The 24,734-nt window shown below is 67.2% G+C and carries 20 protein-coding genes and 1 riboswitch; of the genes, 15 read left to right on the plus strand and 5 right to left on the minus strand.

What is annotated here, in order from left to right; translation table 11 throughout:
• Positions 1–55 precede the first annotated feature (55 nt).
• On the plus strand, positions 56–2,203 hold the full coding sequence (locus tag KXV01_RS03685; protein WP_111096678.1) for a S46 family peptidase: 2,148 nt from the start codon (positions 56–58) through the stop codon (positions 2,201–2,203).
• A gap of 135 nt (positions 2,204–2,338) precedes the next feature.
• Complete coding sequence (locus KXV01_RS03690) at positions 2,339–5,785, plus strand: PAS domain-containing hybrid sensor histidine kinase/response regulator (RefSeq protein ID WP_049412022.1); 3,447 nt, start codon at positions 2,339–2,341, stop codon at positions 5,783–5,785.
• 156 nt (positions 5,786–5,941) lie between these two features.
• On the opposite strand, the gene KXV01_RS03695 is transcribed toward KXV01_RS03690, so the two are convergent.
• The 4 genes from KXV01_RS03695 to acs form a co-directional block, all read right to left on the minus strand.
• Positions 5,942–6,517 (minus strand): manganese efflux pump MntP family protein, encoded by a 576-nt coding sequence (locus KXV01_RS03695; RefSeq protein WP_053504779.1) that lies wholly within the window; start codon positions 6,515–6,517, stop codon positions 5,942–5,944.
• Positions 6,518–6,605: 88 nt separating this feature from the next.
• Positions 6,606–6,696: riboswitch (yybP-ykoY riboswitch) on the minus strand.
• Positions 6,697–6,844: 148 nt separating this feature from the next.
• Positions 6,845–7,237, minus strand: a complete 393-nt coding sequence (locus tag KXV01_RS03700; RefSeq protein WP_111096679.1) for a hypothetical protein — start codon at positions 7,235–7,237, stop codon at positions 6,845–6,847.
• A 171-nt stretch (positions 7,238–7,408) separates the two neighbouring features.
• Positions 7,409–8,074 (minus strand): response regulator transcription factor, encoded by a 666-nt coding sequence (locus KXV01_RS03705; RefSeq protein WP_006477308.1) that lies wholly within the window; start codon positions 8,072–8,074, stop codon positions 7,409–7,411.
• An 80-nt stretch (positions 8,075–8,154) separates the two neighbouring features.
• On the minus strand, positions 8,155–10,098 hold the full coding sequence (gene acs, locus KXV01_RS03710) for an acetate--CoA ligase (RefSeq protein ID WP_049412029.1): 1,944 nt from the start codon (positions 10,096–10,098) through the stop codon (positions 8,155–8,157).
• Positions 10,099–10,343: 245 nt separating this feature from the next.
• Between acs and KXV01_RS03715 the strand changes: the two genes are divergently transcribed.
• The 4 genes from KXV01_RS03715 (at position 10,344) to xth (ending at position 16,087) form a co-directional block, all read left to right on the plus strand.
• Positions 10,344–11,771 (plus strand): DcaP family trimeric outer membrane transporter, encoded by a 1,428-nt coding sequence (locus KXV01_RS03715; RefSeq protein WP_100478971.1) that lies wholly within the window; start codon positions 10,344–10,346, stop codon positions 11,769–11,771.
• Positions 11,772–11,884: 113 nt separating this feature from the next.
• Entirely contained in the window at positions 11,885–13,549 is a 1,665-nt protein-coding gene (locus tag KXV01_RS03720; RefSeq protein WP_111096680.1) for an MFS transporter, read from the plus strand.
• A gap of 199 nt (positions 13,550–13,748) precedes the next feature.
• Positions 13,749–15,158 carry a coniferyl aldehyde dehydrogenase gene (locus KXV01_RS03725; RefSeq protein ID WP_263467508.1) on the plus strand — a complete coding sequence of 470 codons (1,410 nt, stop codon included), beginning with the start codon at positions 13,749–13,751 and terminating at the stop codon, positions 15,156–15,158.
• Between the two features lie 161 nt (positions 15,159–15,319).
• Positions 15,320–16,087, plus strand: a complete 768-nt coding sequence (gene xth, locus KXV01_RS03730; protein WP_049415919.1) for an exodeoxyribonuclease III — start codon at positions 15,320–15,322, stop codon at positions 16,085–16,087.
• 71 nt (positions 16,088–16,158) lie between these two features.
• Here the strand turns inward: xth and KXV01_RS03735 are convergent, their stop codons facing one another.
• Positions 16,159–16,410: a GlsB/YeaQ/YmgE family stress response membrane protein gene (locus KXV01_RS03735; protein WP_025878785.1), complete on the minus strand. Its 252-nt coding sequence runs from the start codon at positions 16,408–16,410 to the stop codon at positions 16,159–16,161.
• A gap of 84 nt (positions 16,411–16,494) precedes the next feature.
• Between KXV01_RS03735 and KXV01_RS03740 the strand changes: the two genes are divergently transcribed.
• The 9 genes from KXV01_RS03740 to KXV01_RS03780 all read left to right on the plus strand — a co-directional run bounded on the left by KXV01_RS03740 (position 16,495) and on the right by KXV01_RS03780 (position 24,676).
• On the plus strand, positions 16,495–17,094 hold the full coding sequence (locus KXV01_RS03740) for a 4'-phosphopantetheinyl transferase superfamily protein (protein ID WP_049438294.1): 600 nt from the start codon (positions 16,495–16,497) through the stop codon (positions 17,092–17,094).
• 39 nt (positions 17,095–17,133) lie between these two features.
• Positions 17,134–17,772, plus strand: a complete 639-nt coding sequence (rsmG, locus tag KXV01_RS03745; protein ID WP_005420388.1) for a 16S rRNA (guanine(527)-N(7))-methyltransferase RsmG — start codon at positions 17,134–17,136, stop codon at positions 17,770–17,772.
• A gap of 112 nt (positions 17,773–17,884) precedes the next feature.
• Positions 17,885–18,682: a ParA family protein gene (locus KXV01_RS03750; RefSeq protein ID WP_049415928.1), complete on the plus strand. Its 798-nt coding sequence runs from the start codon at positions 17,885–17,887 to the stop codon at positions 18,680–18,682.
• Positions 18,682–19,605, plus strand: coding sequence for a ParB/RepB/Spo0J family partition protein (locus KXV01_RS03755; RefSeq protein WP_049415931.1), 924 nt, complete (start codon positions 18,682–18,684; stop codon positions 19,603–19,605). Before KXV01_RS03750 ends, KXV01_RS03755 begins: the two co-directional genes overlap by 1 nt.
• A 126-nt stretch (positions 19,606–19,731) precedes the next feature.
• Entirely contained in the window at positions 19,732–20,466 is a 735-nt protein-coding gene (locus KXV01_RS03760; protein ID WP_049415934.1) for a suppressor of fused domain protein, read from the plus strand.
• A 45-nt stretch (positions 20,467–20,511) separates the two neighbouring features.
• Positions 20,512–21,477, plus strand: coding sequence for an NAD-dependent epimerase/dehydratase family protein (locus KXV01_RS03765; RefSeq protein WP_049415935.1), 966 nt, complete (start codon positions 20,512–20,514; stop codon positions 21,475–21,477).
• A 90-nt stretch (positions 21,478–21,567) separates the two neighbouring features.
• Positions 21,568–22,290, plus strand: a complete 723-nt coding sequence (locus KXV01_RS03770; RefSeq protein WP_049415938.1) for a glycosyltransferase family 2 protein — start codon at positions 21,568–21,570, stop codon at positions 22,288–22,290.
• Complete coding sequence (locus KXV01_RS03775) at positions 22,290–22,637, plus strand: lipid-A-disaccharide synthase N-terminal domain-containing protein (protein ID WP_049415940.1); 348 nt, start codon at positions 22,290–22,292, stop codon at positions 22,635–22,637. The genes KXV01_RS03770 and KXV01_RS03775 overlap by 1 nt, the downstream gene beginning before the upstream one ends.
• Before the next feature lie 266 nt (positions 22,638–22,903).
• Complete coding sequence (locus KXV01_RS03780) at positions 22,904–24,676, plus strand: DUF885 family protein (RefSeq protein WP_263467509.1); 1,773 nt, start codon at positions 22,904–22,906, stop codon at positions 24,674–24,676.
• Positions 24,677–24,734: the final 58 nt, after the last annotated feature.

Raw genomic sequence — 24,734 nt, forward strand, 5'->3', positions numbered from 1 at the left:
CCTTCCGGCCCCAGCGGCTATGGTCCCGGGCTGTTCTGTCGTACCGGATTGCCTCATGTCACCACGCAAAGCCCTTCCCACCGCCCTGGCATTGGGCCTGACCCTCGCCGCCGGTGCCCACGCCGATGAAGGCATGTGGATGCCGACCCAGCTGCCGGAACTGGCCAAGCCGCTGCAGGCCGCTGGCTTCAAGGGCAATCCGGCCGACCTCGCCAATGTCACCACGCCGCCGCTGAGCGCGGTGGTGCGCGCGGGCGGCGGCACCGGCTCGTTCGTGTCCAGCGACGGCCTGCTGCTGACCAACCACCACGTGGCGATGGGCGTGATCCAGTACAACAGCTCGCCCGAGCACGACCTGATCAACGGTGGCTTCATCGCCAGGGACCGTGCCGACGAGCGCCCGGCCAACCCGGACTTCCGCGTGCTGGTCACCGTCGGCTTCGACAAGGTGACCGATCAGGTGCTGGCGCAGGCCCGCGGCAAGACCGGCCGTGCCTACTTCGATGCCGTCGATGCGGCCAGCAAGCAGATCGTGGCCGAGTGCGAGAAGGACGGCAGCGTGCGCTGCTCGGTGGCCAACATGTACTACGGCACCGACTTCTACCGCATCGCCCAGCTGGAACTGAGCGACGTGCGCCTGGTGTACGCGCCGCCGCGTGCGATCGGCAACTATGGCGATGAGATCGACAATTTCATGTGGCCGCGCCACACCGGCGACTTCACCCTGCTGCGCGCCTATGTGGGCAAGGACGGCAAGCCGGCCGCCTACAGCAAGGACAACGTGCCCTACCAGGCGCCGGCACACCTGCAGATGTCGGTGGAGGGCCCGAAGGAGGGCGACTACGCGATGCTGGCCGGTTATCCGGGCATCACCTACCGCCACCGTACCGCGGCAGAATTCGCCGGCCAGATCGACACCGTGCTGCCGCGCCGCGTTTCGGTGTTCCAGCAGATGATCGACACCATCGAGGCGGCAACCGCCAAGGACGCGCAGGCACGTACCCGTTACGCTTCGCAGCTGCAGTCGCTGAAGAACAACCGCAAGCGCGCCGCCGGTGAGCTGGAAGGCCTGCTGCGCAGCGATGCCAAGGCCCAGCGTGCCGCCGACGAGACGGCGATGCTGGCCGCCACCGACCGCAAGTACCAGGGCGACATCAAGGCGCTGCTGGCCAACCTGTCACAGGGCGCGGCGGTGGGCGAGCGTGACCTGCTGCTGGACCAGATGGCCGCACAGAGCCAGTTGCTGCGCTCGGCGCTGCTGCTGGAACGCCTGCGCATCGAATCGGCCAAGCCGGACGCACAGCGCGAGAGCGGCTACCAGCAGCGCGACCAGGCGATGATCGAAGGCGTGCTCAAGCAGGTCCAGCGCCGCTACGCACCGGAGGTCGAGAAGGCCCTGCTGACCACCCTGCTGACCCGTTACCAGCAGCTGCCGGACGCGCAGCGCGTGGCCGAGTTCGACGCAGCCTTCGGCCGTACCCCGCAGCAGCTGGCCACGGCACTGGACACCCTGTACGCCGGCACCCAGCTGGGTGACGAGGCGCAGCGCCTGTCGCGGTTCGCGGCTGCGCGCGAAGGCAAGGCCCTGGCCGCCGATCCGTTGATCGCCGTGGCCGGCCCGCTGGTGGCCGCGCAGCTGCGCATCGAGAACGAGAGCAAGACCCGCGAGGGCGAGCAGCTGCGCCTGCGCCCGGCCTACATGCAGGCGCTGTTCGCCTGGCGTGCCAAGCAGGGCCGCGCCGTCTACCCGGATGCCAACCGCACCCTGCGCATCAGCTACGGCAGGGTCGAGGCACTGCACCCGCGCGATGGCGTGACCTACTCGCCGGTGACCACCGTGGCCGGCATCGTCGAGAAGAACACCAACGCCTATCCGTTCGACGCACCCAAGCCGCTGCTGGCAGCGATCGCCAAGGGTGACTTCGGCAGCACCGCCGATCCGGCACTCAACACCCAGACGGTCAACTTCCTGACCAACCTGGACACCACCGGCGGCAACTCCGGCTCGCCGGTGCTCAATGCGAAGGGCGAACTGATCGGCCTGAATTTCGACAGCAACTGGGAGTCGGTCAGTGCCAGCTGGTGGTTCGACCCGCGCTACAAGCGCGCCGTGCACGTGGACATGCGCTACCTGCGCTGGCTGCTGGCCAAGGTCTACCCGGCGCCGGAACTGCTGAAGGAAATGGGCGTGCCGGCCCAGTAAGAAGCCGGCCACGACCAACGGTCGTGGCCCGCACCGCGTAGGCCCCCACCTTGGTGGGGGTGGTTGCCCCCAACGAGCCCGCATCCCCGGCCACGCCTGGCCTACACTGCGGGTTCTTCCGACGGAAACGCACGCGTGGTCTCCAGCTGGATCCTGCTGCTGGTCTCGGTTGCCTATGCCGCGCTGCTGTTCGGCGTGGCGTGGTGGGGCGACCGTCGGCCGATGTACCCCGACCGGCCGTGGCTGCGGCCGGTGGTCTACAGCCTGGCGCTGGCGGTGTACTGCTCGTCATGGACCTTCTACGGCGCGGTCGGCACCGCCGTGCGCAATGGCGTGGGCTACCTGCCGATCTACATCGGCCCGCTGCTGCTGCTGTTGTTCGGCTGGCGCATCATCGAGCGCCTGGCGCTGATTGCACGCAGCCAGAACGTGGTCTCCATCGCCGATTTCATCTCCTCGCGCTTCGGTCGATCGCGGCGGCTGGCGGCGCTGGTGGCGATCATCGCGCTGATCGGCATCATTCCGTACCTGGCGTTGCAGTACAAAGCGGTGGCGATGAGCCTGCAGGTGCTGACCGGCAACACCGGCCCCACTGGCTTCTTCACCGACCCGGCGCTGTACGTGGCGCTGCTGATGGCGCTGTTCGCCACCCTGTTCGGCACCCGCCAGGTCGATGCCACCGAGCACCACCACGGCATGATGCTGGCGATCGCCTTCGAATCGGTGATCAAGCTGCTGGCGATGCTGGCGGTGGGCGTGTTCGCCTACCTGTGGCTGAGCGACCGCACCGATGCGGTGGTCGAATCGGTGCATACGCTGTTCACCGGCCTGCCGCCGGTCGGCTTCATCTCGCAGACCCTGCTCAGTTTCCTCGCCATCATCTGCCTGCCGCGCCAGTTCCACGTGGCCGTGGTCGAGTGCGGTGAGGTGCGCGACGTGCGCCGCGCGCGCTGGATGTTCGGCGGTTACCTGGTACTGATCTCGGGCATGGTGCTGCCGATCGCCACCGCCGGCGTGACCCTGTTCGGCACCGGCGGCAGCGTCGCCGACGATTCGATGGTGCTGGCGCTGCCGCTGGCCGAAGGCCGCAATGCGCTGGCGCTGATCGCCTACGTGGGCGGCTTCTCGGCGGCCACCGGCATGGTCATCGTCTCGTCCATCGCGCTGGCGACCATGGTCAGCAATGATCTGGTGATGCCGGTGCTGCTGCGTCGGAGCGGTGACCACCAGGAAGCCGCCGACGTCGCCTCGCGCGTGCTGTGGATCCGCCGCCTGGCGATCCTGCTGCTGGCGCTGATGGCCTACAGCTACTACCGCACCAGCAGCAACGACAGCACGCTGGCCTCGTACGGCCTGATGGCGTTCGCAGCGGTGGCGCAGTTCGCGCCCGGCCTGATCGGCGGCCTGTACTGGCGCGGTGCCAGCCGGCGCGGCGTCGAAGTGGGCATGCTGCTGGGCTTCGCCACCTGGCTGTACACCCTGCTGCTGCCGGCGATGACCATGGCCGGCTGGGTCGACGCCGCCTGGGTGCAGCACGGCCCGTTCGGCATCGAGTGGCTGCGTCCTCAGCAGCTGTTCGGCATGTCCGGCTGGGATCCGCTGACCCACGGCACGTTCTGGTCGCTGCTGGTCAATGCAGCCACGATGATGCTGGTGTCCGCACGCTGGCGGCCCGGCGTCGACGAGCGCCTGCGTGCGGCACCGTTCCTCGACCCGTATGCCGAGCGCCCGTCGGTGGCCGGCGGCTGGCCTGGGCATGTGCATGTGGGCGACCTGCTGGCGCTGGCTTCGCGCGTGGTCGGCGAACGCCATGCGCGGCGTTCGTTCTTCGAGCAGGCACAGTCGCTGGGCCGCGAGCTGCAGTCTTCGGCACCGGCTGACCGGCCGTGGGTGCAGTTCACCGAGCGCCTGCTGGCCGCCTCGATTGGTGCGGCCTCGGCGCGCCTGCTGCTGACCAGCCTGCTGCGGGGTTCGGGCATGGACCTGGGTGAAGTGGTGGCGGTGCTGGACGAAGCCGGGCAGGAACTGCGCTTCAACCGCGAGATCCTGTCGACCACGCTGGAGAACATCAGCGCCGGGGTCAGCGTGGTCGACCCGGACATGCGCCTGACCGCGTGGAACCGCCGGTACCAGGACATGTTCGGCTACCCCGACGGCATGCTCTACGTGGGCCGCCCGGTGGCCGACCTGATCCGCTACAACGCCGAGCGCGGCGAGCTGGGCGAGGGCGACATCGAAGTGCAGATCAACCGCCGCATCGGTTACATGCGCGCCGGTTCGCCGCACGTGTTCGAGCGCACCCGCAGCGACGGCAAGGTGATCGAGATGCGCGGCCAGGCGCTGCCCGGCGGCGGTTACGTGACCAGCTACAACGACATCACCGACTACAAGCATGCCGAAAAGGCGCTGCTTGAAGCCAACGAGACGCTGGAACAGCGCGTGGCCGAACGCTCGCATGAGGCCGAGGTCGCGCAGCAGTCGAAGACCCGTTTCCTGGCGGCGATCAGCCATGACGTGCTGCAGCCGTTGAATGCGGCGCGCCTGTTTGCGTCCGCGCTGCGCGACAGCGATCACGTGAGCGACGAACAGAAGCATCTGGCCGAACGCGTGGACGCGTCGCTGCGCGCTGCCGAAGAACTGCTTGATGGCCTGCTGGACGTGTCGCGGCTGGATGCCGGTGGCCTGCACCCGGTGATCGGCGAATTCGATGTGAGTGCGTTGATGCGCGAGCTGGCCGCGCAGTACACGCCGGTCGCCGCCGGTCGTGGCCTGCGACTGGACCTGTTCGCGCGCGCGGCCTGGGTACGCAGCGATCGCCGCCTGCTGCGCCGCGTACTGCAGAACTTCCTGGCCAATGCACTGCGCTATACCCGCCAGGGCCGCATCGTGCTGGCCGTGCGTCAGCGCGGCGACGAGGTGGAACTGCAGGTGTGGGATACCGGCCCCGGCATTCCCGAACACCACATGCGGCAGATCTTCGACGAGTTCCACCGCTACCAGCAGCCGTTCGACTGGGGCGAGCAGGGGTTGGGCCTGGGCCTGTCGATCTGCCAGCGCATCTCGCGCCTGCTCGACCATCGCCTCAATGCACGCAGCCGGGTTGGCAGCGGCTCGATGTTCTCGATCATCCTGCCGCGGGTTGCGCCCTTGCCCGGCTACACCGAGCCTGCCAAGGCGACCCAGGCCGTGGCCACACCGGTGCGCAGCGATTCGCTGGCGGGCCTGCGGGTGCTGTGCGTGGACAACGACGAGGAAATCCTTGACGGCATGCGCGCGCTGCTCGGCCGCTGGCAGGTGCAGGTGATCACTGCCGCCACCGTCGACCAGGCACTGGAGAAGATCGCCGAGCGGCCGCAGGTGATGCTGGTGGACTACCACCTGCACGATCGCATGGATGGCCTGGATGCGCTGGTGGCGCTGCGCGAGGCGGCCGGCTACCCGCTGCCGGGTGCGCTGCTGACCGCCGATGGGCGTGACGAACTGAAGCGGATGGCACGCGAGCGTGGCTACCGCGTGCTGACCAAGCCGATCAAGCCGGCCTCGCTGCGCGCCTTCCTCGGCGCGCTGCGCGACGCGCAGTAGTGCCGGCCGCTGGCCGGCAACCACGACGTGAAACCATGCCAGGCAAGCCTGGCATCTACCAGAGCTTCATCAGCCCGGCGGTAGATCCACGCCATGCGTGGATGTGACGTCAGGTAGTGCCGGCCGCTGGCCGGCAACCACGTAATCGCGGAAGCGTTACCCCACGCCGTGCAGGTGCTCGTACAGGATCGTCGCGCCGATGATCACCAGGATCACGCCACCGATGATCTCGGCACGCTTGCCGACCATGCTGCCCAGCACGCGGCCGAGCATGATGCCGACGGTGACCATGGTCAGCGTGCACAGGCCGATGACCGTGGCCATCACGCCGATATGCACGTCCATGAAGGCCAGGCCGATACCCACCGCCATCGCGTCGATGCTGGTGGCGAAACCGGTCAGCGCCAGCTTCCAGAAGCCGTGATGCTGCGAGGGGTCTTCGTCTTCCTCGGCACTGTCCGGGCGCAGGCCGTTGTAGATCATGTGGATGCCCAGCGCGCCGAGCAGGCCGAAGGCGATCCAGTGGTCGAAGGCTTCGACGTACTGCAGCGCGGCGCGGCCCAGCAGCCAGCCGATGATGGGCGTGATCGCCTCGATGACGCCGAAGATGATGCCGGCACGCAGTGCGTCGCGGAACACCGGCTTGCGCATGGCCGCACCCTTGCCGATCGCCGCGGCGAAGGCATCGGTGGACATGGCGAAGCCGATCAGGAGGATCGAAATGGGGGACATGGACAGCTGCTGAGGTCGGGCAAGGACGGACGCACGGCCTGCGCTCGCGCCCAACCTGACGTTGCGCGCGCGGGCCGCTGGTCTCGCCAACCATCATGGTTGTCCACGCCACGGCGCACTGGCCGAGTATGTTGACGTGGACGATTCCTGCGAAGGAATCCGGCTACTCCCCAAGGGGGACGCGAAGCTTAGCACCGCGATTCGCGCGTGGCGCATTTCCAGCGAAACGCGCAGGCAGGGCTGGTTTGTATAGCGATGGCTATATCGCGAGCGCAGCGGTGCCGGGTAGTGCCGGCCGCTGGCCGGCAGGGCTCCCACCACAACCGGCTACATCACGTGCATGTCGTACAACCTGGGCCCACTGAACACTGCACTCTCACGATCAAGATCGAACGTGGCGGTCAAGTCGCACCGCTCGCCATCAGCGAATAGATCCAACTCCACGTGAATACCCGATGGGTGCTCATAGACCAGGACCTCGGCGCGGATGTACTCATCGCTGGGGACATCAATCCGGAAATGATTGATGGGATCTGGCGGATCGGAGAAGTACTCGAGGGCTGCTCGTCTGAAGTCGTCGATCCGGTCAGCAGGAAAACCGGGAGGACAAGCGCCGTCTGGACAGCCTTCGCGGACGAAGGCAATCAACCTGCGGATGGACTCCCGTTCTTCCGGTTGGAGCTGTAGCCGAGCCCCTGTGGTGTCGAGCGGATTGTTCATTGTCGGCGGTGTGTGGAATGGCAGCAGCAGTTTGCAACGGCAGCCGGTTCAGCCACAGGGCCGAAAGCGTCGTTCGAGTCGGCGATGTTGCCCAGGTGGCGCCGGGCCATGCCCGGCGAGCACGGCGGCGACGCCGTTCCGGGCGATTGCCGGCCAGCGGCCGGCACTACCTCAATCTTCTTCCGGCGGCAGCACGATGGCGTCGTCGTCGATCGCCAGCTTGCCGGCCATCAGCACGGCCTGGGTGCGGTTGGTCACGCCCAGCTTGCGCAGGATGGCGGTGACGTGGGCCTTGATCGTCGCTTCGGAGACGTTGAGGTCGTAGGCGATCTGCTTGTTCAAGCGACCGGCGCCCAGCATCTGCAGCACGCGGAACTGCTGCGGGGTCAGTTCGCGCAGGCGCTGGCCAACTTCGCGTTCTTCGCTGCCGGTGGGCGGCACGTTGTGCGCTTCCGGCGGTGCCCAGGTCTCGCCATCGAGGATGGTGCCCAGCGCATGCCCGATGGTGTCCGAATCCGCAGACTTCGGGATGAAGCCGAGCGCGCCGTGGTCGAGCGCGCGGCGCATCACCGTGGCCTCTTCGCGCGCGGACACCACCACCACCGGCAGGTGCGGGTGCAGCGATCGCATGTGCACCAGCGCGTTGAAACCCTGTGCGCCAGGCATGTTGAGGTCCATCAGGACCAGGTCGGCGTCGTTGTGCTGGTCGGCCAGTGCATACAACGCTTCCACGCTGTCGGCCTCGAACAGCTGCACGCCGGGGATGACCCGCTGCACGGCCCCACGCAGGGCTTCGCGGAACAGCGGGTGGTCATCGGCAATCAGGAGGGTGGTCATGGTCGGGGGGAACCGTGGGGGAAAGCAGATGGGGTCAGAGCCCTTTCCTTGCGGAAAGGGATCCGACCCCGGGTCGTACGTCAGCGCACCTTGCGCTCGTCCACCAGCGACGCCACCACCGACGGATCGGCCAGGGTCGAGGTGTCGCCAAGCTGGTCCGGCGCGTTCTCGGCAATCTTGCGCAGGATGCGGCGCATGATCTTGCCCGAGCGGGTCTTCGGCAGGCCCGGCGCCCACTGCAGGTGGTCCGGCGTGGCGATCGGGCCGATCTCCTTGCGCACCCAGGCGATCAGCTCCTTGTGCAGTTCATCGCTGGGGGTCTCTTCGGCCACCAGGGTCACATAGGCATAGATGCCCTGGCCCTTGACGTCGTGCGGGAAGCCCACGACCGCCGCTTCGGCCACCTTCGGATGCGAGACCAGCGCGCTTTCCACTTCGGCGGTGCCGATGCGATGGCCGGACACATTGATCACGTCGTCGACGCGGCCGGTGATCCAGTAATAGCCGTCTTCGTCACGGCGGCAACCGTCACCGGTGAAATAGCTGCCCGGGTAGGTGCGGAAATACGTATCGATGAAACGCTGGTGGTCGCCGTACACCGTGCGCATCTGGCCCGGCCAGGAATCACGGATGATCAGGTTGCCTTCGGTCGGTCCGTCCTGGATCTCGCCATCGGCATTGACCAGCGCCGGCTGCACGCCGAAGAAGGGCAGGGTGGCCGATCCCGGCTTGAGGTCCATCGCGCCGGCCAGCGGCGAGATCAGGATGCCGCCGGTTTCGGTCTGCCACCAGGTATCGACGATCGGGCAGCGGCTGTCGCCGACCACCTCGTAGTACCAGCGCCAGGCTTCCGGATTGATCGGCTCGCCGACGCTGCCGAGCAGGCGCAGCGACGCGCGCGAGGTCTTCTTCACCGGCTCCTCGCCTTCGCGCATCAGCGCACGGATCGCGGTCGGGGCGGTGTAGAAAATGCTCACCTTGTGCTTGTCGATCACGTTCCAGAAGCGCGAGGTGTCCGGATAGTTCGGCACGCCTTCGAACATCAGCGAGGTCGCACCGTTGGCCAGTGGCCCGTACACGATGTAGCTGTGGCCGGTGACCCAGCCGACGTCGGCGGTGCACCAGTAGATGTCGTCCTCGCGCAGGTCGAACACCGCTTCATGGGTGTAGGCCGCATACAGCAGGTAGCCGCCGGTGGTGTGCAGCACACCCTTCGGCTTGCCGGTGGAACCGGAGGTGTAGAGGATGAACAACGGGTCTTCCGCGTTCATGCGTTCCGGTTCGCAGGTCGACGGCTGGCTGTCCACGACATCGTGGAACCAGCGGTCGCGCGGGGCCTGCATGTCCACCGCGCCACCGGTGTGGCGCACCACCAGCACGGTTTCAACCGTGTTCGTGCCCGGCAGCTTCAGCGCGGCATCGACGTTGGCCTTCAGCGGAATCCTGCGGCCACCGCGCAAGCCTTCGTCGGCGGTGATGATCAGCTTGCTCTGGCAGTCGCTGACGCGGTCGGCGATCGAGTTCGGCGCGAAGCCACCGAACACCACCGAGTGGATCGCACCGATGCGCGCGCAGGCCAGCATGGCCACCGCGGCATCGACGATCATCGGCAGGTAGATGGTGACCCGGTCGCCCTTCCTGACCCCAAGGTTGCGTAGCGCATTGCCGAGGCGGCAGGTGCGCTCGTACAGCTCGCGATAGGTCACGTGCTGGGCCGGTGCATCCGGGCCATCCGGCTCGAACAACAGGGCGGTCTTGTCGCCGCGCGTCTCGAGCTGGCGATCCAGGCAGTTCACGCTGGCATTGAGCTCGCCATCCTCGAACCACTTGATGCGGAAGTCGGACAGGTCATAGCTGACGTTCTTGATCTTCGTCGGCTTGCGCATCCATTGCAGGCGCTCGGCCGCCTTGCCCCAGAATCCATCCGGATCGGCCACCGACGCCTGGTACTGCTGTTCATAGGTCTTCTTGTCGATGCGTGCCTTGGCGGCGAACTGCGGATCGACGGGGTAGATATCAGCCATGGCACCCTCACTTGCACGTTGACTTTGTATGTGCGGTCGCAGCATCGCAACGACCGATCCCCCTCAGTTTGCCCCATCCACCCCCGGCCGCGTCACCACCCTGGTTAGACCATGGTCGAAAGTGAGCGCCTTGCAGGGCCGGGTTCGACCAATGGCGAATAGCCGCTATACATAATCGCCCCGCAGTCTCGGCTCGACCGTGCCCCACGCGCGGCATCACCTTGCCACTTGGGAGAGAGGGCAACATGAGCCACCGTACGTTGAAAGCCGTGCGCACACCTTTGGCGGCCTGCCTGCTGGTCGCCCTGGTCGCACCGGGCATGGCGTTCGCAGAGACCGCCAAAGAGAAGGCACTGGAAGCACGCGTTGCCGAACTGGAACGCCAGGTCCAGCTGCTGCTGTCTTCGCAGCAACAACAACAGACCCAGATCAGCCAGACCCAGCAGGCGGTAACCGAAGTGCGCACGGTGCAGGCCGGGCAGAAACCGGTCGCACAGGTGCCGGCCGGGAAGCAGCCGATCCAGGTCACCACCCTCACCCCGGGCGCGGCACCGGGCACCACGGTCAAGATCGGCGGCTTCATCAAGGCCGACTTCCTGGCCACCCAGACCAGCGATGGCCAGCTGGCCGACGACGCCACCGGCCGTTCGCTGTACCTGCCGGGCCAGACCCCGGTGGAAGGCGCCGGCGGCAGCGGCAAGCGCTCGGGCACCGATTTCAACGCCCATGCCAAGTTCTCGCGCTTCAACCTGGGCATCGACAACGTCAGCGAATCGGGCAACAAGGCGGGTGCGTTCTTCGAGATGGACTTCTTCGGCAACTCGCTGGGCAACCAGACCGCCACCAACACCTATGGCGTGACCCTGCGCCACGCCTACATGTACTGGAACAACTGGATGGCCGGCCAGACCTGGTCCAACTTCATGGACGCGGCCGCACTGCCGGAAGCGGTCGACTTCGTCGGCCCCACCGACGGCGTGATCTTCGTGCGCCAGGCCCAGGTGCGCTACACCCAGGGCGGCTTCAGCGTCGCGCTGGAAAACCCGGAAACCACCACCCTTACCGGTACCCGCAACCCGGTCACCGGCGCCTGGACCAACGCCAGCGCCAACTCCGATCGTGGCAGCCTGCCCGATCTGACCATGCGCTATGGCTGGAAGGGCGACTGGGGAACCTTCGGTGTCGGCGGCATCGTCCGCCAGTTGAAGGTCGACAACCAGGCGACTGGCGCGAAGGCCGACAAGGTGGCCGGCGGCCTGACCCTGGGCGGCAAGTGGGTGATGGGTGACAGCGATTCGCTGCATTACCAGCTGACCGGTGGCGAAGGCATCGCCCGCTACATCGGCCTGGGCATCACTGCCGACAGTGCCTACGACGTGGCCCGCGACGAGCTCAACCCGACCGGCGTGCTGGCCGGCTATGTCGGCTGGCGGCATGCGTTCTCGCCGAAGCTGCGCACCAACCTGATCTACGCGCGCAGCGACTACGACAACGACAGCATCCTCGGCCCGCTGGTGACCAAGAGCGTGCAGAGCATCCGCGGCAACATCTTCTATTCACCGCTGCCCAAGGTCGATATCGGCGCCGAGCTGATGTATGGCCGTCGCGAAGTGGAAAACGGCAACAAGGGTGACATCACCCGATTGCAGTTCACTACGAAGTACAGCTTCTAAGAGCGTGCCGGCCAGCGGCCGGCAGCTACCCAAAGCGGAGCCGGTCCAGTGACCGGCACCTACCGAGATTGAGTGCCGACCGGCGGTCGGCACCTACAGAGGGAAAGCGTCCCATGTCCAGCACTGCATCAAGCCCGCACCATGCGGCGGGCACCCTGACCAAGGGCCACAAGAAGGTCATCTTCGCATCGAGCCTCGGCACGGTGTTCGAGTGGTATGACTTCTTCCTGTACGGCTCGCTCGCAGCCATCATCGCCAAGCAGTTCTTCAGTGGCGTCAATGAAACCACGGGCATGATCTTCGCCCTGCTGGCGTTCGCCGCCGGCTTCTTCGTGCGTCCGTTCGGCGCGGCCTTCTTCGGCAGCCTCGGCGACCGCATCGGCCGCAAGTACACCTTCCTGGTCACCATCCTGATCATGGGCATCTCGACCTTCCTGGTCGGCGTGCTGCCCAACTACGCCTCGATCGGGTTTGCCGCACCGGTGATCCTGATCATCCTGCGCCTGGCCCAGGGCCTGGCGATGGGCGGCGAGTACGGCGGTGCCGCCACCTATGTGGCCGAGCACGCACCGGACGACAAGCGCGGCCTGTACACCAGCTTCATCCAGTGCACCGCCACGCTGGGCCTGTTCCTGTCGCTGCTGATCATCCTGGCCTGCCGCATGACCCTGGGCAACGAGGCGTTCGAGGCCTGGGGCTGGCGCATTCCGTTCCTGGTGTCGATCCTGCTGCTGGGCATTTCGGTATGGATCCGGCTGCAGCTGAGCGAATCGCCGCTGTTCCAGCAGATGAAGGCTGAAGGCAAGGGCTCCAAGACCCCGTTCCGCGACAGCCTGAAGGGCGGCAACCTGAAGCTGATGTTGCTGGTCCTGCTCGGTGCAGCGGCTGGCCAGGCCGTGGTCTGGTACGGCGGACAGTTCTACGCGCTGTTCTTCCTCAGCAGCATGCTGAAGGTCGATGCCACCACCTCCTACCTGCTGATCGCCGCAGCGCTGGCACTGGGCACGCCGTTCTTCATCTTCTTCGGCTGGCTGTCCGACCGCATCGGCCGCAAGAAGATCATCCTGGCCGGCTGCCTGCTGGCGGCCATCACCTACATCCCGATCTTCAAGGGCCTGACCCACTTCGCCAACCCGGCCATCGAAGAAGCCCGCAGCAGCTCGCCGGCGCTGGTCGTCGCCGATCCGGCCACCTGCTCGTTCCAGTTCGATCCGGTGGGCCTGCGCAAGTTCACCAGCTCCTGCGACGTGGCCACCGCTGCGCTGACCAAGGCCGGTGTGCCGTACGACGTGCAGCCCGCCGCCGCCGGTTCGCTGGCGATGGTGAATGTGGGCAGCGCCAGTGTCACCTCGTATGAGGCCGCCGGCCTGACCAAGGAAGAAGGCAAGGCCAAGGCCGATGCGTTCGGTGCGGAACTGAAGACCGCGCTGACCACCGCCGGCTACCCGGCCAAGGCTGATGGTGCGCGCATCAACATCGCCGGCACCATCTTCATGCTGTGGCTGCTGGTGCTGTACGTGACCATGGTCTACGGCCCGATCGCCGCCTACCTGGTCGAACTGTTCCCGACCCGCATCCGCTACACCTCGATGTCGCTGCCGTACCACATCGGCAACGGCTGGTTCGGTGGCTTCCTGCCGGCGATCTCGTTCGCGCTGGTGGCCGGTACCGGCAACCTGTACTACGGCCTGTGGTACCCGATTGCGATCGCACTGATGTCGGTGGTGATCGGCGGCCTGTTCCTGCGCGAAACCAAGAACGTGGATATCACCCAATAACCGGTGGGTTCCGCGCAGTGAAGGGAAGGCCGCGGTGCAGACCGCGGCCTTTCTGTTTGTGGACCGTGCCCACTCGGCTCGCATTCCGGTAGTGCCGGCCGCTGGCCGGCAACCCCATGAATCTCCGCAGACATGAACCCATTGCCGGCCAGCGGCCGGCACTACCATGGCGTTGCGCAGCTCCCCGTATAGTCGGCCCATGACCACCACCGCCCCAGCCGACCTCCCCGCCCTCCTGCACACCCTGCGCAGCGCCTGGCAGTCGCAGCGCCCGTCGCTGGACCAGCGCGAGAAAGACCTGCATCGCCTCCGCGAAGCGCTCAAGCCGCGCCTGGACGAGATGGCCCAGGCCATCGCCGAGGACTTCAGCCACCGTGCCCACGTTGAATCGAAACTGGCCGATGGCATGAGCGTGCTGTCGGCCATCGACCACCTGCGTCGCCACCTGCGGCGCTGGTCGAAGCCGCAACGGGCATCGGCGGGATGGAAGTTGTGGCCAGCGCGCGCGCAGCTGCGGCCGACGCCGCTGGGCGTGGTCGGGGTGATCTCGCCCTGGAACTACCCGGTCACGCTGGCATTGGTGCCTTTGGCCACCGCCATCGCTGCGGGCAACCACGTGTTGCTGAAGCCTTCGGAACACACGCCGCGCACCAGTGCGTTCCTGGCCGATCTGCTGGCCAGCGTGTTCCCGCCCGATCGGGTGGCGGTGGTGCAGGGCGGGGCGGATGTGGCCGCGGCGGTGTCGTCGCTGCCGCTGGACCATCTGCTGTTCACCGGCTCGACGGCCGTTGGCCGCAAGGTGATGGCCGCCGCGGCCGAGCATCTGGTACCGCTGACCCTGGAGCTGGGCGGCAAGTCGCCGGCGATTGTCTGTCGCGATTTCCCGCTGGATAAAGCCGCTGCGCGGCTGGCCACCGGCAAATGGTTCAACGCTGGCCAGACCTGCATCGCGCCGGATTACGTGCTGATCGATACCGCGCGCCAGCGCGAGTTCGTGCAGGCGCTGCAGCAGCAGGTGCGCGAGCGCTATGGCGACTTCAGCAATGCCGACGACTACACCCGCATCATCAACGAGGGCCAGTACCAGCGCCTGCAGGGCTACCTGGCACAGGCGCGCGAGCGCGGGGTGCCGGTGATTCCGCTGGCGCAGGTGGATGACGCGCGCGCCGACCGCGAGCGTCTGCTGGTGCCCACCGTGGTGCTGGACCCGCCGGACGACCTGGACCTGATGCGCGAGGAGATCTTCGGGCCGATCCTGCCGGTGCGGGCCTACCCGGACCTGGAGGCGGCGCTGGCCGACGTGCTGTCCCGCGACCGGCCGCTGGCGCTGTATCCCTTCAGCCACGACACGGCGACGGTGGAGCGTATCCTCGGCCAGGTGGTGGCCGGCGGGGTGACGGTGAACGACACGCTGCTGCACTTCGCCGCCGATGGCCTGCCGTTTGGCGGGGTGGGGGCCAGCGGCATGGGCGCGTACCACGGCCGGGCCGGGTTCGACGCGATGAGCAAGCGGCTGCCGGTGCTGTGGCAGTCGCGCTGGGCGGCCAGCGACCGGCTGCGGCCGCCGTATTCGAAGATTGCGGGGTTGTTGAAGCTGCTGCTTCGGTAGTGCCGGCCGCTGGCCGGCAACTGCGGGGTCTTGCCGACGGTTAATGGGGTTGCCGGCCAGCGGCCGGCACTACCGGTGGTGCAAACCTTCGTTGGCACGGGGGCGGCCATGCGCCAACCCAGGTTGGCGTCTACCAAAGCTGGCCCGGTTAGAATGCCCCCATGAAAATCGCCTCGTGGAACGTCAATTCGCTCAATGTCCGCCTGCCGCACCTGGAGCAGTGGCTCAAGGATTTCGGCCCGGACATCGTCGGTATCCAGGAAACCAAGCTGGAGGACCACAAGTTCCCCGATTCGGCACTGATCGGCGCGGGCTACCGCAGCGTGTTCGCCGGCCAGAAGACCTACAACGGCGTGGCGCTGCTGTCGCGCGAGCCGGCGCAGGACGTGCAGATCGGCATTCCCGGCTTCGAGGACGAACAGAAGCGTGTCATCGCCGGTACCTTCGGCGACCTGCGGGTGATCAACCTGTATGTGGTCAACGGCCAGGACATCGGCACCGACAAGTACGACTACAAGCTGCGCTGGCTGGAGGCGGTGCACGCCTGGATTGCCGAAGAACTGCAGCGGCATCCGAAGCTGATCGTGATGGGCGACTTCAACATCGCCCCGGACGCGCGCGATGTGCACGACCCGGAGGTGTGGAACGACAACCACATCCTGACCTCCACCGCCGAGCGCGGCGCACTCAACAAGCTGCTGCAGCTGGGCCTGCACGACGGCTTCCGCCTGCACAACGACGAGGCGGGTACCTTCAGCTGGTGGGACTACCGTGCCGCCGGCTTCCGCCGCAACCTGGGCCTGCGCATCGACCTGACCCTGGTCTCCGATGCGCTGAAGAGCGGTGCGGTGGCTTCGGGCATCGACCGCGAGCCGCGCACCTGGGAACGCCCGAGCGACCATGCGCCGGCGTGGGTGCAGATCGGTTGAACGAACGGGGCCCGGCATCGCCGGGCCCGTTCTGAAAGGCCCGCCGGCCAGCGGCCGGCGCTACCGCCGCGTCAGCGTATGCTCTTGCGGGTGAACAGGTTGACGATCGCCAGCAGGATCACTGCACCGATCAGCGAGAACAGGAACGTGCGGAGGGTGATCGCCTCGTTGATGCCGCCGCCGAACAGCCAGCCGGAAATCAGCGCGCCGACGATGCCGACCACGATGTTGAGGATGATGCCCTGCTGGCCATCGCGCTTCATGATGATGCTGGCCAGCCAGCCTACGATGCCGCCGACGATCAGCCAGATGATGATGCCCATGATCGAACCTCCGGTGGGGAACGGTGACCAGTTGACGCGCAGGGCCGTGAACCCGTCGTGCAATCGTGTGACGGGCGCGTGCGCATGAGCCTGCCAGCCACCCTCGACGGCCCGTGGCGCTTTGGTCCGGTGACGGTCTGGCGGCGCCCGCACGTGCCCGGCCATCGCGGCGAACCGCAGGCACGCCAGGTGCTGGCGCAGGCCCTCGGGGCCGACCCGGAGACGCTGCCGCTGGTCCGCGATGACAAGGGCCGGCCGGAACTGAGCGGCGCATTGGCCCACTACGGCACCGGCTGGAGCCACAGCGGCGAGGTGCTGCTGGTGGCGCTGGGCGAAGGCGTGCGGTTGGGGGTGGACCTGGAACTGCTGCGGCCGCGGGCCCGCCTGCTGGAGATCGTGCAGCGCTTCTTCCACCCCGAGGAGGTGGCCTGGCTGGAAAGCCTGGACCAGGCCGACCGCGAACACTGGTTCTTCCGCGTGTGGTGCGCCAAGGAAGCGGTGCTGAAGGCGCACGGCCAGGGCATTTCGTTCGGCCTGCACCGCCTGCAGCTGGCGCCGGGGGCCGATGGCGCCCTGCACCTGCGCTGGTGCGACCCGGAACTGGGCGAGGCCGCGCGCTGGCACCTGCACGAATGGCAGGCCACCGGTCAGTTCCGGGCGGCGTTGGCCTGGTATCCGCACTGAGGCGGGGAATCAGCGCGCAAAACCGGCGATAATGCCAGCATGAGCGAACACCCACTTCCCGCCAGCGTGGCTGCCACGCTGGAACAGGGCCTGGCCAGCATGGGCCTGGATGCCGCGCTGGCGCCGCCGCTGCTGCGCTACCTGGCCCTGCTGCACCGCTGGAACGGCACCTACAACCTCACCGCCATCCGCGACCCGCAGGAGATGGTCACCCGCCACCTGCTCGACTCGCTGGCGATGCAGCCGTTCGTGGCCGATGGCAGCCTGGCCGACCTCGGCACCGGGCCCGGGCTGCCCGGCATCCCGCTGGCCATCGCCTGCCCGGGCCTGCAGGTGACCCTGGTCGAGAGCAATGGCAAGAAGGCGCGCTTCATGCGCGAGGCCGTGCGCCAGCTCGGCCTGGGCAATGCCCGCGTGGCCGAATCGCGCGCCGAGGCGCTGGACGAGGCCGGCCGTTATGACCAGCTGACCGCCCGCGCGATGGACACCCTGGCCGGCATCGTCCGCGTCGGTGGCCACCTGCTGCGGCCCGGCGGCGTGCTGCTGGCCATGAAGGGCGTCTACCCGCATGAGGAGATCGCGGACCTGCCGGCCGGCTGGCAGGTGCGTGAGGTGACCCCGCTGAGCGTGCCCGGCCTGGCCGGCGAACGCCACCTTGTCACTGTTACAGGCCCCTGATTCCCGCCGCCAGCCCCTTGTGCAACAACGGGTTGGCGATCCACGATTTCCGCAAGGGGCCGGTTGTACGCATAATGACCGGTCCCAGCACACGTCGACGAGGCACACCCGCATGGCCCGCATCATCGCCATCGCCAACCAGAAGGGTGGCGTCGGCAAGACCACGACCGCCGTCAACCTGGCCGCTTCCCTGGCCAACGCACCCAAGCGCGTGCTGCTGGTCGACCTGGATTCGCAGGGCAACGCGACCATGGGCAGTGGCGTGGACAAGCGTGAGCTGGCCGCCTCCACCTACGATCTGCTGCTGGGCGAGTCCAGCGCCGCCGATGTACGCGTGCAGACCGCCGAAGGCTACGATCTGCTGCCCGGCAACATCGACCTGACCGCCGCCGAGATCCAGCTGATGGCGCAGAGCGAGCGCGAGCAGCGGCTGAAGCGCGCGCTGGCACCGATCCGCGACGAGTACGACTACATCCTGATCGACTGCCCGCCGGCGCTGTCGCTGCTGACGCTCAACGCGCTGGCCGCCGCCGATTCGGTGATCGTGCCGATGCAGTGCGAGTACTACGCCCTGGAAGGCCTCAGCGCGCTGGTGGAAACCATCGAAGCGCTGCGTGCCAACCTCAATCCGGCGCTGGAGATCGAAGGCGTGCTGCGCACCATGTTCGACGTGCGCAACAACCTGGCCAACGCGGTGTCGGCCGAGCTCACCGAGCACTTCGGCGATCGCGTGTTCCGCACCATCGTGCCGCGCAACGTGCGCCTGGCCGAGGCACCCAGCCATGGCCAGAGCATCGTCGGCTACGACCGTGCCTCGCGCGGTGGCGTGGCCTACCTGGGCCTGGCCGGCGAGATCATCCGCCGCAACAACGAACGCAACAAGGCCGGCAAGGCCGTGGAGATCGTCTGATGACCAGCAGCAAGCCGGCAGCCAAGAAGCGAGGCCTCGGCCGTGGTCTGGATGCGCTGTTGGGCCCGAAAGGCGCGGTCAGCCAGGTGCAGGCCACCACCGCGGTGATCGAGCCGCTGCCGGGTGAAGTGCTGCGCAAGTTGCCGGTCGGCCAGCTGCAGCCGGGCAAGTACCAGCCGCGCCGCGAGATGGACGAGGGCAAGCTGTCCGAGCTGGCCGACTCGATCAAGTCGCAGGGCGTGATCCAGCCGATCCTGGTGCGCCAGCTGCCGGCGGGCAACTACGAAATCGTCGCCGGTGAACGCCGTTGGCGCGCATCGCAGCTGGCCGGGCTGGACGAAGTGCCGGTGGTGGTGCGCGAGCTGGAAGACCGCACCGTCATCGCGATGGCGCTGATCGAGAACATCCAGCGCGAAGACCTCAACCCGCTGGAAGAAGCCGAAGCGCTGCAGCGCCTGATCAGCGAGTTCACCCTGACCCATGCCGAGGCCGCCGAGGCCGTCGGCCGCTCGCGCGCGGCGGTGTCCAACCTGCTGCGCCTGCTGGAACTGCCGGTGGCGATCCGCCTGCTGCTGGAAACCCGCCGCCTGGAAATGGGCCACGCCCGCGCGCTGCTGACCCTGGCCCCCGAACTGGCCGGCAAGCTGGCCCAGGAAGCGGCCGACGAAGGCTGGTCGGTGCGTGAGGTCGAGCGGCGCGCGCAGGCCTTCGCCGCCGGCAAGGTGCCGAGCAGCCGTCCGGTGGCCACGCCGAAGGTGCAGCAGGCCGACATTGCCTCGCTGGAAACCGAGCTGTCCGAAGCGCTCGGCGCCAAGGTGGCGATCAGCCACGGCCGTGGCGGCAAGGGCAAGCTGATCATCCACTACACCGACCTGGACACCCTGGACGGCGTGCTGGAAAAACTGCGCACGCGCCAGGGCTGAGCCCGGCGCCGCGTCGGGGGGGCGGCCTGTTCCTGCCGCGCCCGGCGAATGACAGGGAACGCACTGCCACGCGCGCCGGGGGAATGCACTGCCTTCCGGCCCGTGGCCTCATCCAGGGAGCAGGACATGAGCAACGACTACGAGGACGTCAGCCCGGACGGCACCCAGATACTGGTACACCGCCGTGAGAAGGACTTCGTGCTCGCCATCGGCGAAGAACGGCACATCGAGGCGATCAGTGCCCACATCGAACGCCATCTGGGCCCGGTGTCCGGTGTCTTCCATGAAATCATCTCCGACCTGGTGCACATCGACGTGCACGTGGTGCCGGCCAATGACCACTGCCCGTACCTGCGCCTGGTCACTTCCGGCATGAGTGACCTGCCGATGACCGTGCCCGCCGAGGTGGATGCGGACGTGCCGCGCTACATGGAACTGATGGTGACCCTGCCGGCCGACTGGCCGATGTCCCAGGACGCCTTCGAGGATGAGCGCAACTACTGGCCGGTGCGCCTGCTGAAGGGCATGGCGCGGCTGCCGCACGAGTACGACACCTGGCTGGGCTTCGGCCACACCATTCCCAACGGCCATCCCAGCGAGCCCTATGCGCCGGGCGTGGGTTTCGACGGTGCCATCGTGCTGCCGCCGGTGACCGCCCCGGAGGACTTCGCCACGCTGGAGCTGGAGGATGGCAGGACCATCAGCTTCATGAGCCTGGTTCCGCTGTACCCCGAAGAGATGGATCTGAAGCTGAAGAAGGGCGCCGACGCCCTGCTCGACCGCTTCGATGCGAAACAGATCAACGATCTGATCGAGCCCGGCCGCACCAACGTGGCGAAGAAGCGTTTCGGTTTGTTCTGAGACCGGTAACATCAGGGGCCTGAACTTCGTTCCCAGGCCCCTGCCATGACCATCCTGCTCACCGGCGCTGCCGGCTTCATCGGTGCCTACACCGCCCGCGCGCTGCTGGAGGCCGGCCAGGCCGTGGTCGGCCTGGACAACTTCAACGATTACTACGACCCGCAGATCAAGCGTGACCGCGTGGCCGCGCTGTGTCCGGCGCTTGACCTGCGCACCCTGGACCTGACCGACCAGCAGGGCCTGGCCGCACTGTTCGACGAGGTGAAGCCGACCGCGGTGATCCACCTGGCCGCGCAGGCCGGCGTGCGCTATTCGCTGGAAAACCCGCATGCCTACGTCGACAGCAATCTGGTCGGCTTCGTCAACATGCTCGAGCTGTGCCGCCACCGTGGCGTGCAGCACCTGGTGTATGCCTCCAGCAGTTCGGTCTACGGCGATTCGGCCACGCCGCCGTTTTCCGAAGACCAGCGCGTGGACCAGCCGCGCTCGCTGTACGCGGCGACCAAGGCGGCCAACGAGCTGATGGCCTACACCTACGCGCAGCTGTACGGCCTGCATGCCACCGGGCTGCGCTTCTTCACCGTGTATGGCCCGTGGGGCCGGCCGGACATGGCACCGCTGCTGTTCTCGCGCGCAGTGCTGGCCGGTCGGCCGATCGACGTGTTCAACGAAGGCCGCATGCAGCGCGATTTCACACATGTCTCCGACATCGTCTCCGGTATCCTCGGCGCCCTCGCGCATCCGGCCGACGGTCCGGTGCCGCACCGGGTGTTCAACCTCGGCAACCATACGCCGGTCGAGCTGGAGCGCTTCATCAGCGTGATCGAGCAGGCCGCCGGCCGCCCTGCGCAGAAGGTCTACAAGCCCATGCAGCCCGGCGACATGGTGCGCACGATGGCCGATACCCGGCGCGCACATGACGCTTTCGGCTTCGATGCGGTGACCCCGATCGAACAAGGTCTGCCGCCTGTGGTGCAGTGGTGCCGCGAGTATTTTGGCGATCGCGCCTGAGGACGGATCCTCACGCCGCCGGGTTCATCTTCGGATAACCTCGGTTTCGGAGAATGCGCGGTCTTTGTCCCCCCTTTGGCCGAGTGCCTTATGAGCCAACCCGAGCTTTCCGTCGTCGTCCCGGTATTCAACGAGCGCGACAATGTCGCCCCGCTGGTCGCCGAAATCACCGCCGCGCTGCGTGGCCGGCTGCCGTTCGAGATCGTCTACATCGACGATCACTCGCGCGATGACACCTTGGCGGTGCTGCAGGGACTGAAGGCGACCACCCCGGAACTGCGCGTGCTGCACCATGTGAACCAGAGCGGGCAGAGCACCGCCGTGCGGACCGGTGTCAAGCATGCGCGGGCGCCGTGGATCGCCACCCTGGATGGCGATGGCCAGAATGATCCGGCCGATATTCCCAAGCTGCTCGCTGCACGCGACGCCGCCGACGCGCAGGTGAAGCTGTTCGCCGGCTGGCGCGTCAACCGCCAGGACAGCGGCAGCAAGCGCTGGGCCAGCAAGTGGGCCAACGCCATCCGTGCGCGCATGCTGCGCGACGACACGCCCGATACCGGTTGCGGCATCAAGCTGTTCGAACGCAGCGCGTTCCTCGACCTGCCGTACTTCGACCACATGCACCGCTACCTGCCGGCGCTGATGCAGCGTGCCGGCTGGAAGACCACCAGCGTGCCGGTCAACCACCGCCACCGTACCGCCGGGGTGTCCAAGTACAACAACCTCGGCCGCGCGCTGGTCGGCATCCGCGACCTGCGTGGCGTGGCCTGGCTGATCACCCGAAGCAAGCGCACCGCGGTGGAGGAGCGCTGATGGATCTGGAGCTGCACTGGCTGGATCAGCCCCTGACCTGGCTGTACTGGACCGGCCTGCATGTGACCGGCTGGAAGCTGATCGGCTACACCGGCGCACTGATGTTCGGCGGCCGCTGGCTGGTCCAGTTCATCGCCTCCAAGCGCGCCGGCAAGCCCGTCATCCCGCGCCTGTTCTGGTACATGAGCGTGATCGGCAGCCTGATGACGCTGAGCTACTTCCTGTTCTCGGCCAAGCAGGACTCGGTGGGCGTGCTGCAGAACCTGTTCCCGGCGTTTACCGCCCTGTACAGCCTGCACCTGGACATCAAGCACCGCGGCTGGAAGCGCGACAGGGCCAGCCACTGAGGCTGCGCCGGGATGCGGTCTGCCGTGGGTAGAGTCGACTGTCAGTCGACTTTCGCGCTGAGCGCGGGCTTTGCCGCGTCTGGCGGAAGAGCAGCCGACTAACGGTCGGCTCTACCCAGTCGGCTCTACCACGCGCCTCCGGCGCTGGGGCCCCTACTTGCGGCCGGTTCCCGGTCCTGCCTGCGCTGCAAGCAGGACCTTCGTCCCATGCCTTGGACCGTGGGCGGTGCCATGATCGGGGCCTGCCTTCCCGGGAACCTGTGCTCGTGAAAACCCGTCTTGCCGTCGCCCTGCTGCTCGCCCTGTCCGCCCCCGCCGTGGCCGTGGCCACACCCGCCGCCACCGCCGCACCGGCCAGCGTGGCCGCCGAATCGCCCGCCGACGCCGCCTTCCGCGCGCTGTACGAGAAGGAGTGGAAGTGGCGCCAGCAGGGAGGTGGCGAGGCCAGCGAGGACGAGGACGCTCCGGCCAACGCCACCCGCATGCCTGACGTCGGCCCGGCCGCCCAGCAGGCACGCCTGAAGGTGTGGGACGAGACCCTGGCCGCACTGAAGAAGATCGACCCGAAGACCCTGTCGCCGGACAACCAGGTCAACTACGCGATTTACCACGACCAAGTGTTCAACCTGGCCGAAGAGACGCGCCTGCGCGGCTACGAAATGCCGTTCAACGCCGATTCCTCGTTCTGGTCCAACCTGTCCTTCATGGCCCGGCGCGAGATGAAGACCGTGCAGGACTACCAGAACTATATTGCCCGCCTGAACGACGTGCCGCGCTACTTCGGCCAGCAGACCGAGAACATGCGCGCCGGCCTGAAGCGTGGTTTCAGCGTGCCGCGCGCGGTGCTCGATGGCCGCGAAGTGTCCATCGCCACCGTCGCCGAGCTGAAGGACCCGACCGAATCGCCGCTGTACGCGCCGTTCAAGAAACTGCCCACCACCATCCCGGCCGCCGAGCAGGCCAGGCTGCAGGCGCAGGCGCGTGAAGCGATCAGCGGCAAGGTGGTGCCGGCGTTCCAGCAGCTGCGCACCTTCTTCGTCAACGAGTACGTGCCGCAGGCGCGCACCACCCTGGCCGCCGAAGCGATGCCCGATGGCAAGGCGTACTACCGGCAGCAGATCCACGAATACACCACGCTGGACCTGTCGCCGGACGAGATCCATCGCATCGGCCTGGAGGAAGTCGCACGCATCCAGAAGGAGATGAACGACATCATCAGGCAGGTGAAGTTCAAGGGCAGCTTCGCCGAGTTCCTGACCTTCCTGCGTACCGATCCGCAGTTCTACGCCAAGACACCGCAAGAGCTGCTGTCGCGCGCCGCGTGGATCTCCAAGCGGGCCGATGGCCAGCTGGGCAAGTACATGACGCTGCCGCGCGCACGCTTCACCATCGTGCCGGTGCCGCCGGACATCGCCCCGTTCTGGACCGCCGGCCGCGGTGGCATGGGCACCTACTGGCTCAACACCTACAACCTGCCGTCGCGCCCGCTGTACAACCTGCCGGCGCTGACCCTGCATGAATCCGATCCGGGCCATGCGTTGCAGGGCGCGATCGCCGCCGAGCAGAAGAACCTGCCGGAGTTCCGCCGCAACGCCTACATCTCCGCCTATGGCGAGGGCTGGGCGCTGTACTGCGAGAAGCTGGGCGTGGAGATGGGCATCTATGAAACCCCGTACGAGGATTTCGGCCGCCTGACCTACGAGATGTGGCGCGCGGCGCGCCTGGTGATCGACACCGGCGTGCACAGCAAGGGCTGGAGCCGCGAGCAGGCGCTGGCCTACCTGCGTGACCACACCGCGCTGAGCGAGCATGAAGTGACCACCGAAGTGGACCGCTACATTTCCTGGCCGGGCCAGGCGCTGAGCTACAAGCTGGGCGAGATCGCCATCGTGCGCCTGCGTGCGCAGGCGGAGAAGGAGCTGGGCGACAAGTTCGACATCAAGGGCTTCCACGACACCCTGCTCAAGCAGGGCTCGGTGCCGCTGCCGGTGCTGGAACAGCAGATCCAGTCCTACATCGCCGAGCGCAAGAAGGCCTGACCGTTACCGGGTAGTGCCGGCCGCTGGCCGGCAATCCGACCCGGTCACGGGGTCGGAT

This window comes from Stenotrophomonas sp. Ps181 (assembly GCF_025697425.1).
GTDB lineage: Bacteria > Pseudomonadota > Gammaproteobacteria > Xanthomonadales > Xanthomonadaceae > Stenotrophomonas > Stenotrophomonas sepilia.

Excerpts from the sequence above, each read along its gene's own strand:
- KXV01_RS03765 (WP_049415935.1), top strand. The coding sequence starts at position 20,512 with ATGACCATCCTGCTCACCGGCGCTGCCGGCTTCATCGGTGCCTACACC.
- xth (WP_049415919.1), top strand. The coding sequence starts at position 15,320 with ATGAAAATCGCCTCGTGGAACGTCAATTCGCTCAATGTCCGCCTGCCG.
- KXV01_RS03725 (WP_263467508.1), top strand. The coding sequence starts at position 13,749 with ATGACCACCACCGCCCCAGCCGACCTCCCCGCCCTCCTGCACACCCTG.
- KXV01_RS03775 (WP_049415940.1), top strand. The coding sequence starts at position 22,290 with ATGGATCTGGAGCTGCACTGGCTGGATCAGCCCCTGACCTGGCTGTAC.
- KXV01_RS03735 (WP_025878785.1), bottom strand. The coding sequence starts at position 16,410 with ATGGGCATCATCATCTGGCTGATCGTCGGCGGCATCGTAGGCTGGCTG.
- KXV01_RS03750 (WP_049415928.1), top strand. The coding sequence starts at position 17,885 with ATGGCCCGCATCATCGCCATCGCCAACCAGAAGGGTGGCGTCGGCAAG.
- KXV01_RS03695 (WP_053504779.1), bottom strand. The coding sequence starts at position 6,517 with ATGTCCCCCATTTCGATCCTCCTGATCGGCTTCGCCATGTCCACCGAT.
- KXV01_RS03700 (WP_111096679.1), bottom strand. The coding sequence starts at position 7,237 with ATGAACAATCCGCTCGACACCACAGGGGCTCGGCTACAGCTCCAACCG.
- KXV01_RS03755 (WP_049415931.1), top strand. The coding sequence starts at position 18,682 with ATGACCAGCAGCAAGCCGGCAGCCAAGAAGCGAGGCCTCGGCCGTGGT.
- KXV01_RS03760 (WP_049415934.1), top strand. The coding sequence starts at position 19,732 with ATGAGCAACGACTACGAGGACGTCAGCCCGGACGGCACCCAGATACTG.
- KXV01_RS03715 (WP_100478971.1), top strand. The coding sequence starts at position 10,344 with ATGAGCCACCGTACGTTGAAAGCCGTGCGCACACCTTTGGCGGCCTGC.
- rsmG (WP_005420388.1), top strand. The coding sequence starts at position 17,134 with ATGAGCGAACACCCACTTCCCGCCAGCGTGGCTGCCACGCTGGAACAG.
- KXV01_RS03705 (WP_006477308.1), bottom strand. The coding sequence starts at position 8,074 with ATGACCACCCTCCTGATTGCCGATGACCACCCGCTGTTCCGCGAAGCC.
- KXV01_RS03740 (WP_049438294.1), top strand. The coding sequence starts at position 16,495 with ATGAGCCTGCCAGCCACCCTCGACGGCCCGTGGCGCTTTGGTCCGGTG.
- KXV01_RS03770 (WP_049415938.1), top strand. The coding sequence starts at position 21,568 with ATGAGCCAACCCGAGCTTTCCGTCGTCGTCCCGGTATTCAACGAGCGC.
- acs (WP_049412029.1), bottom strand. The coding sequence starts at position 10,098 with ATGGCTGATATCTACCCCGTCGATCCGCAGTTCGCCGCCAAGGCACGC.
- KXV01_RS03685 (WP_111096678.1), top strand. The coding sequence starts at position 56 with ATGTCACCACGCAAAGCCCTTCCCACCGCCCTGGCATTGGGCCTGACC.
- KXV01_RS03720 (WP_111096680.1), top strand. The coding sequence starts at position 11,885 with ATGTCCAGCACTGCATCAAGCCCGCACCATGCGGCGGGCACCCTGACC.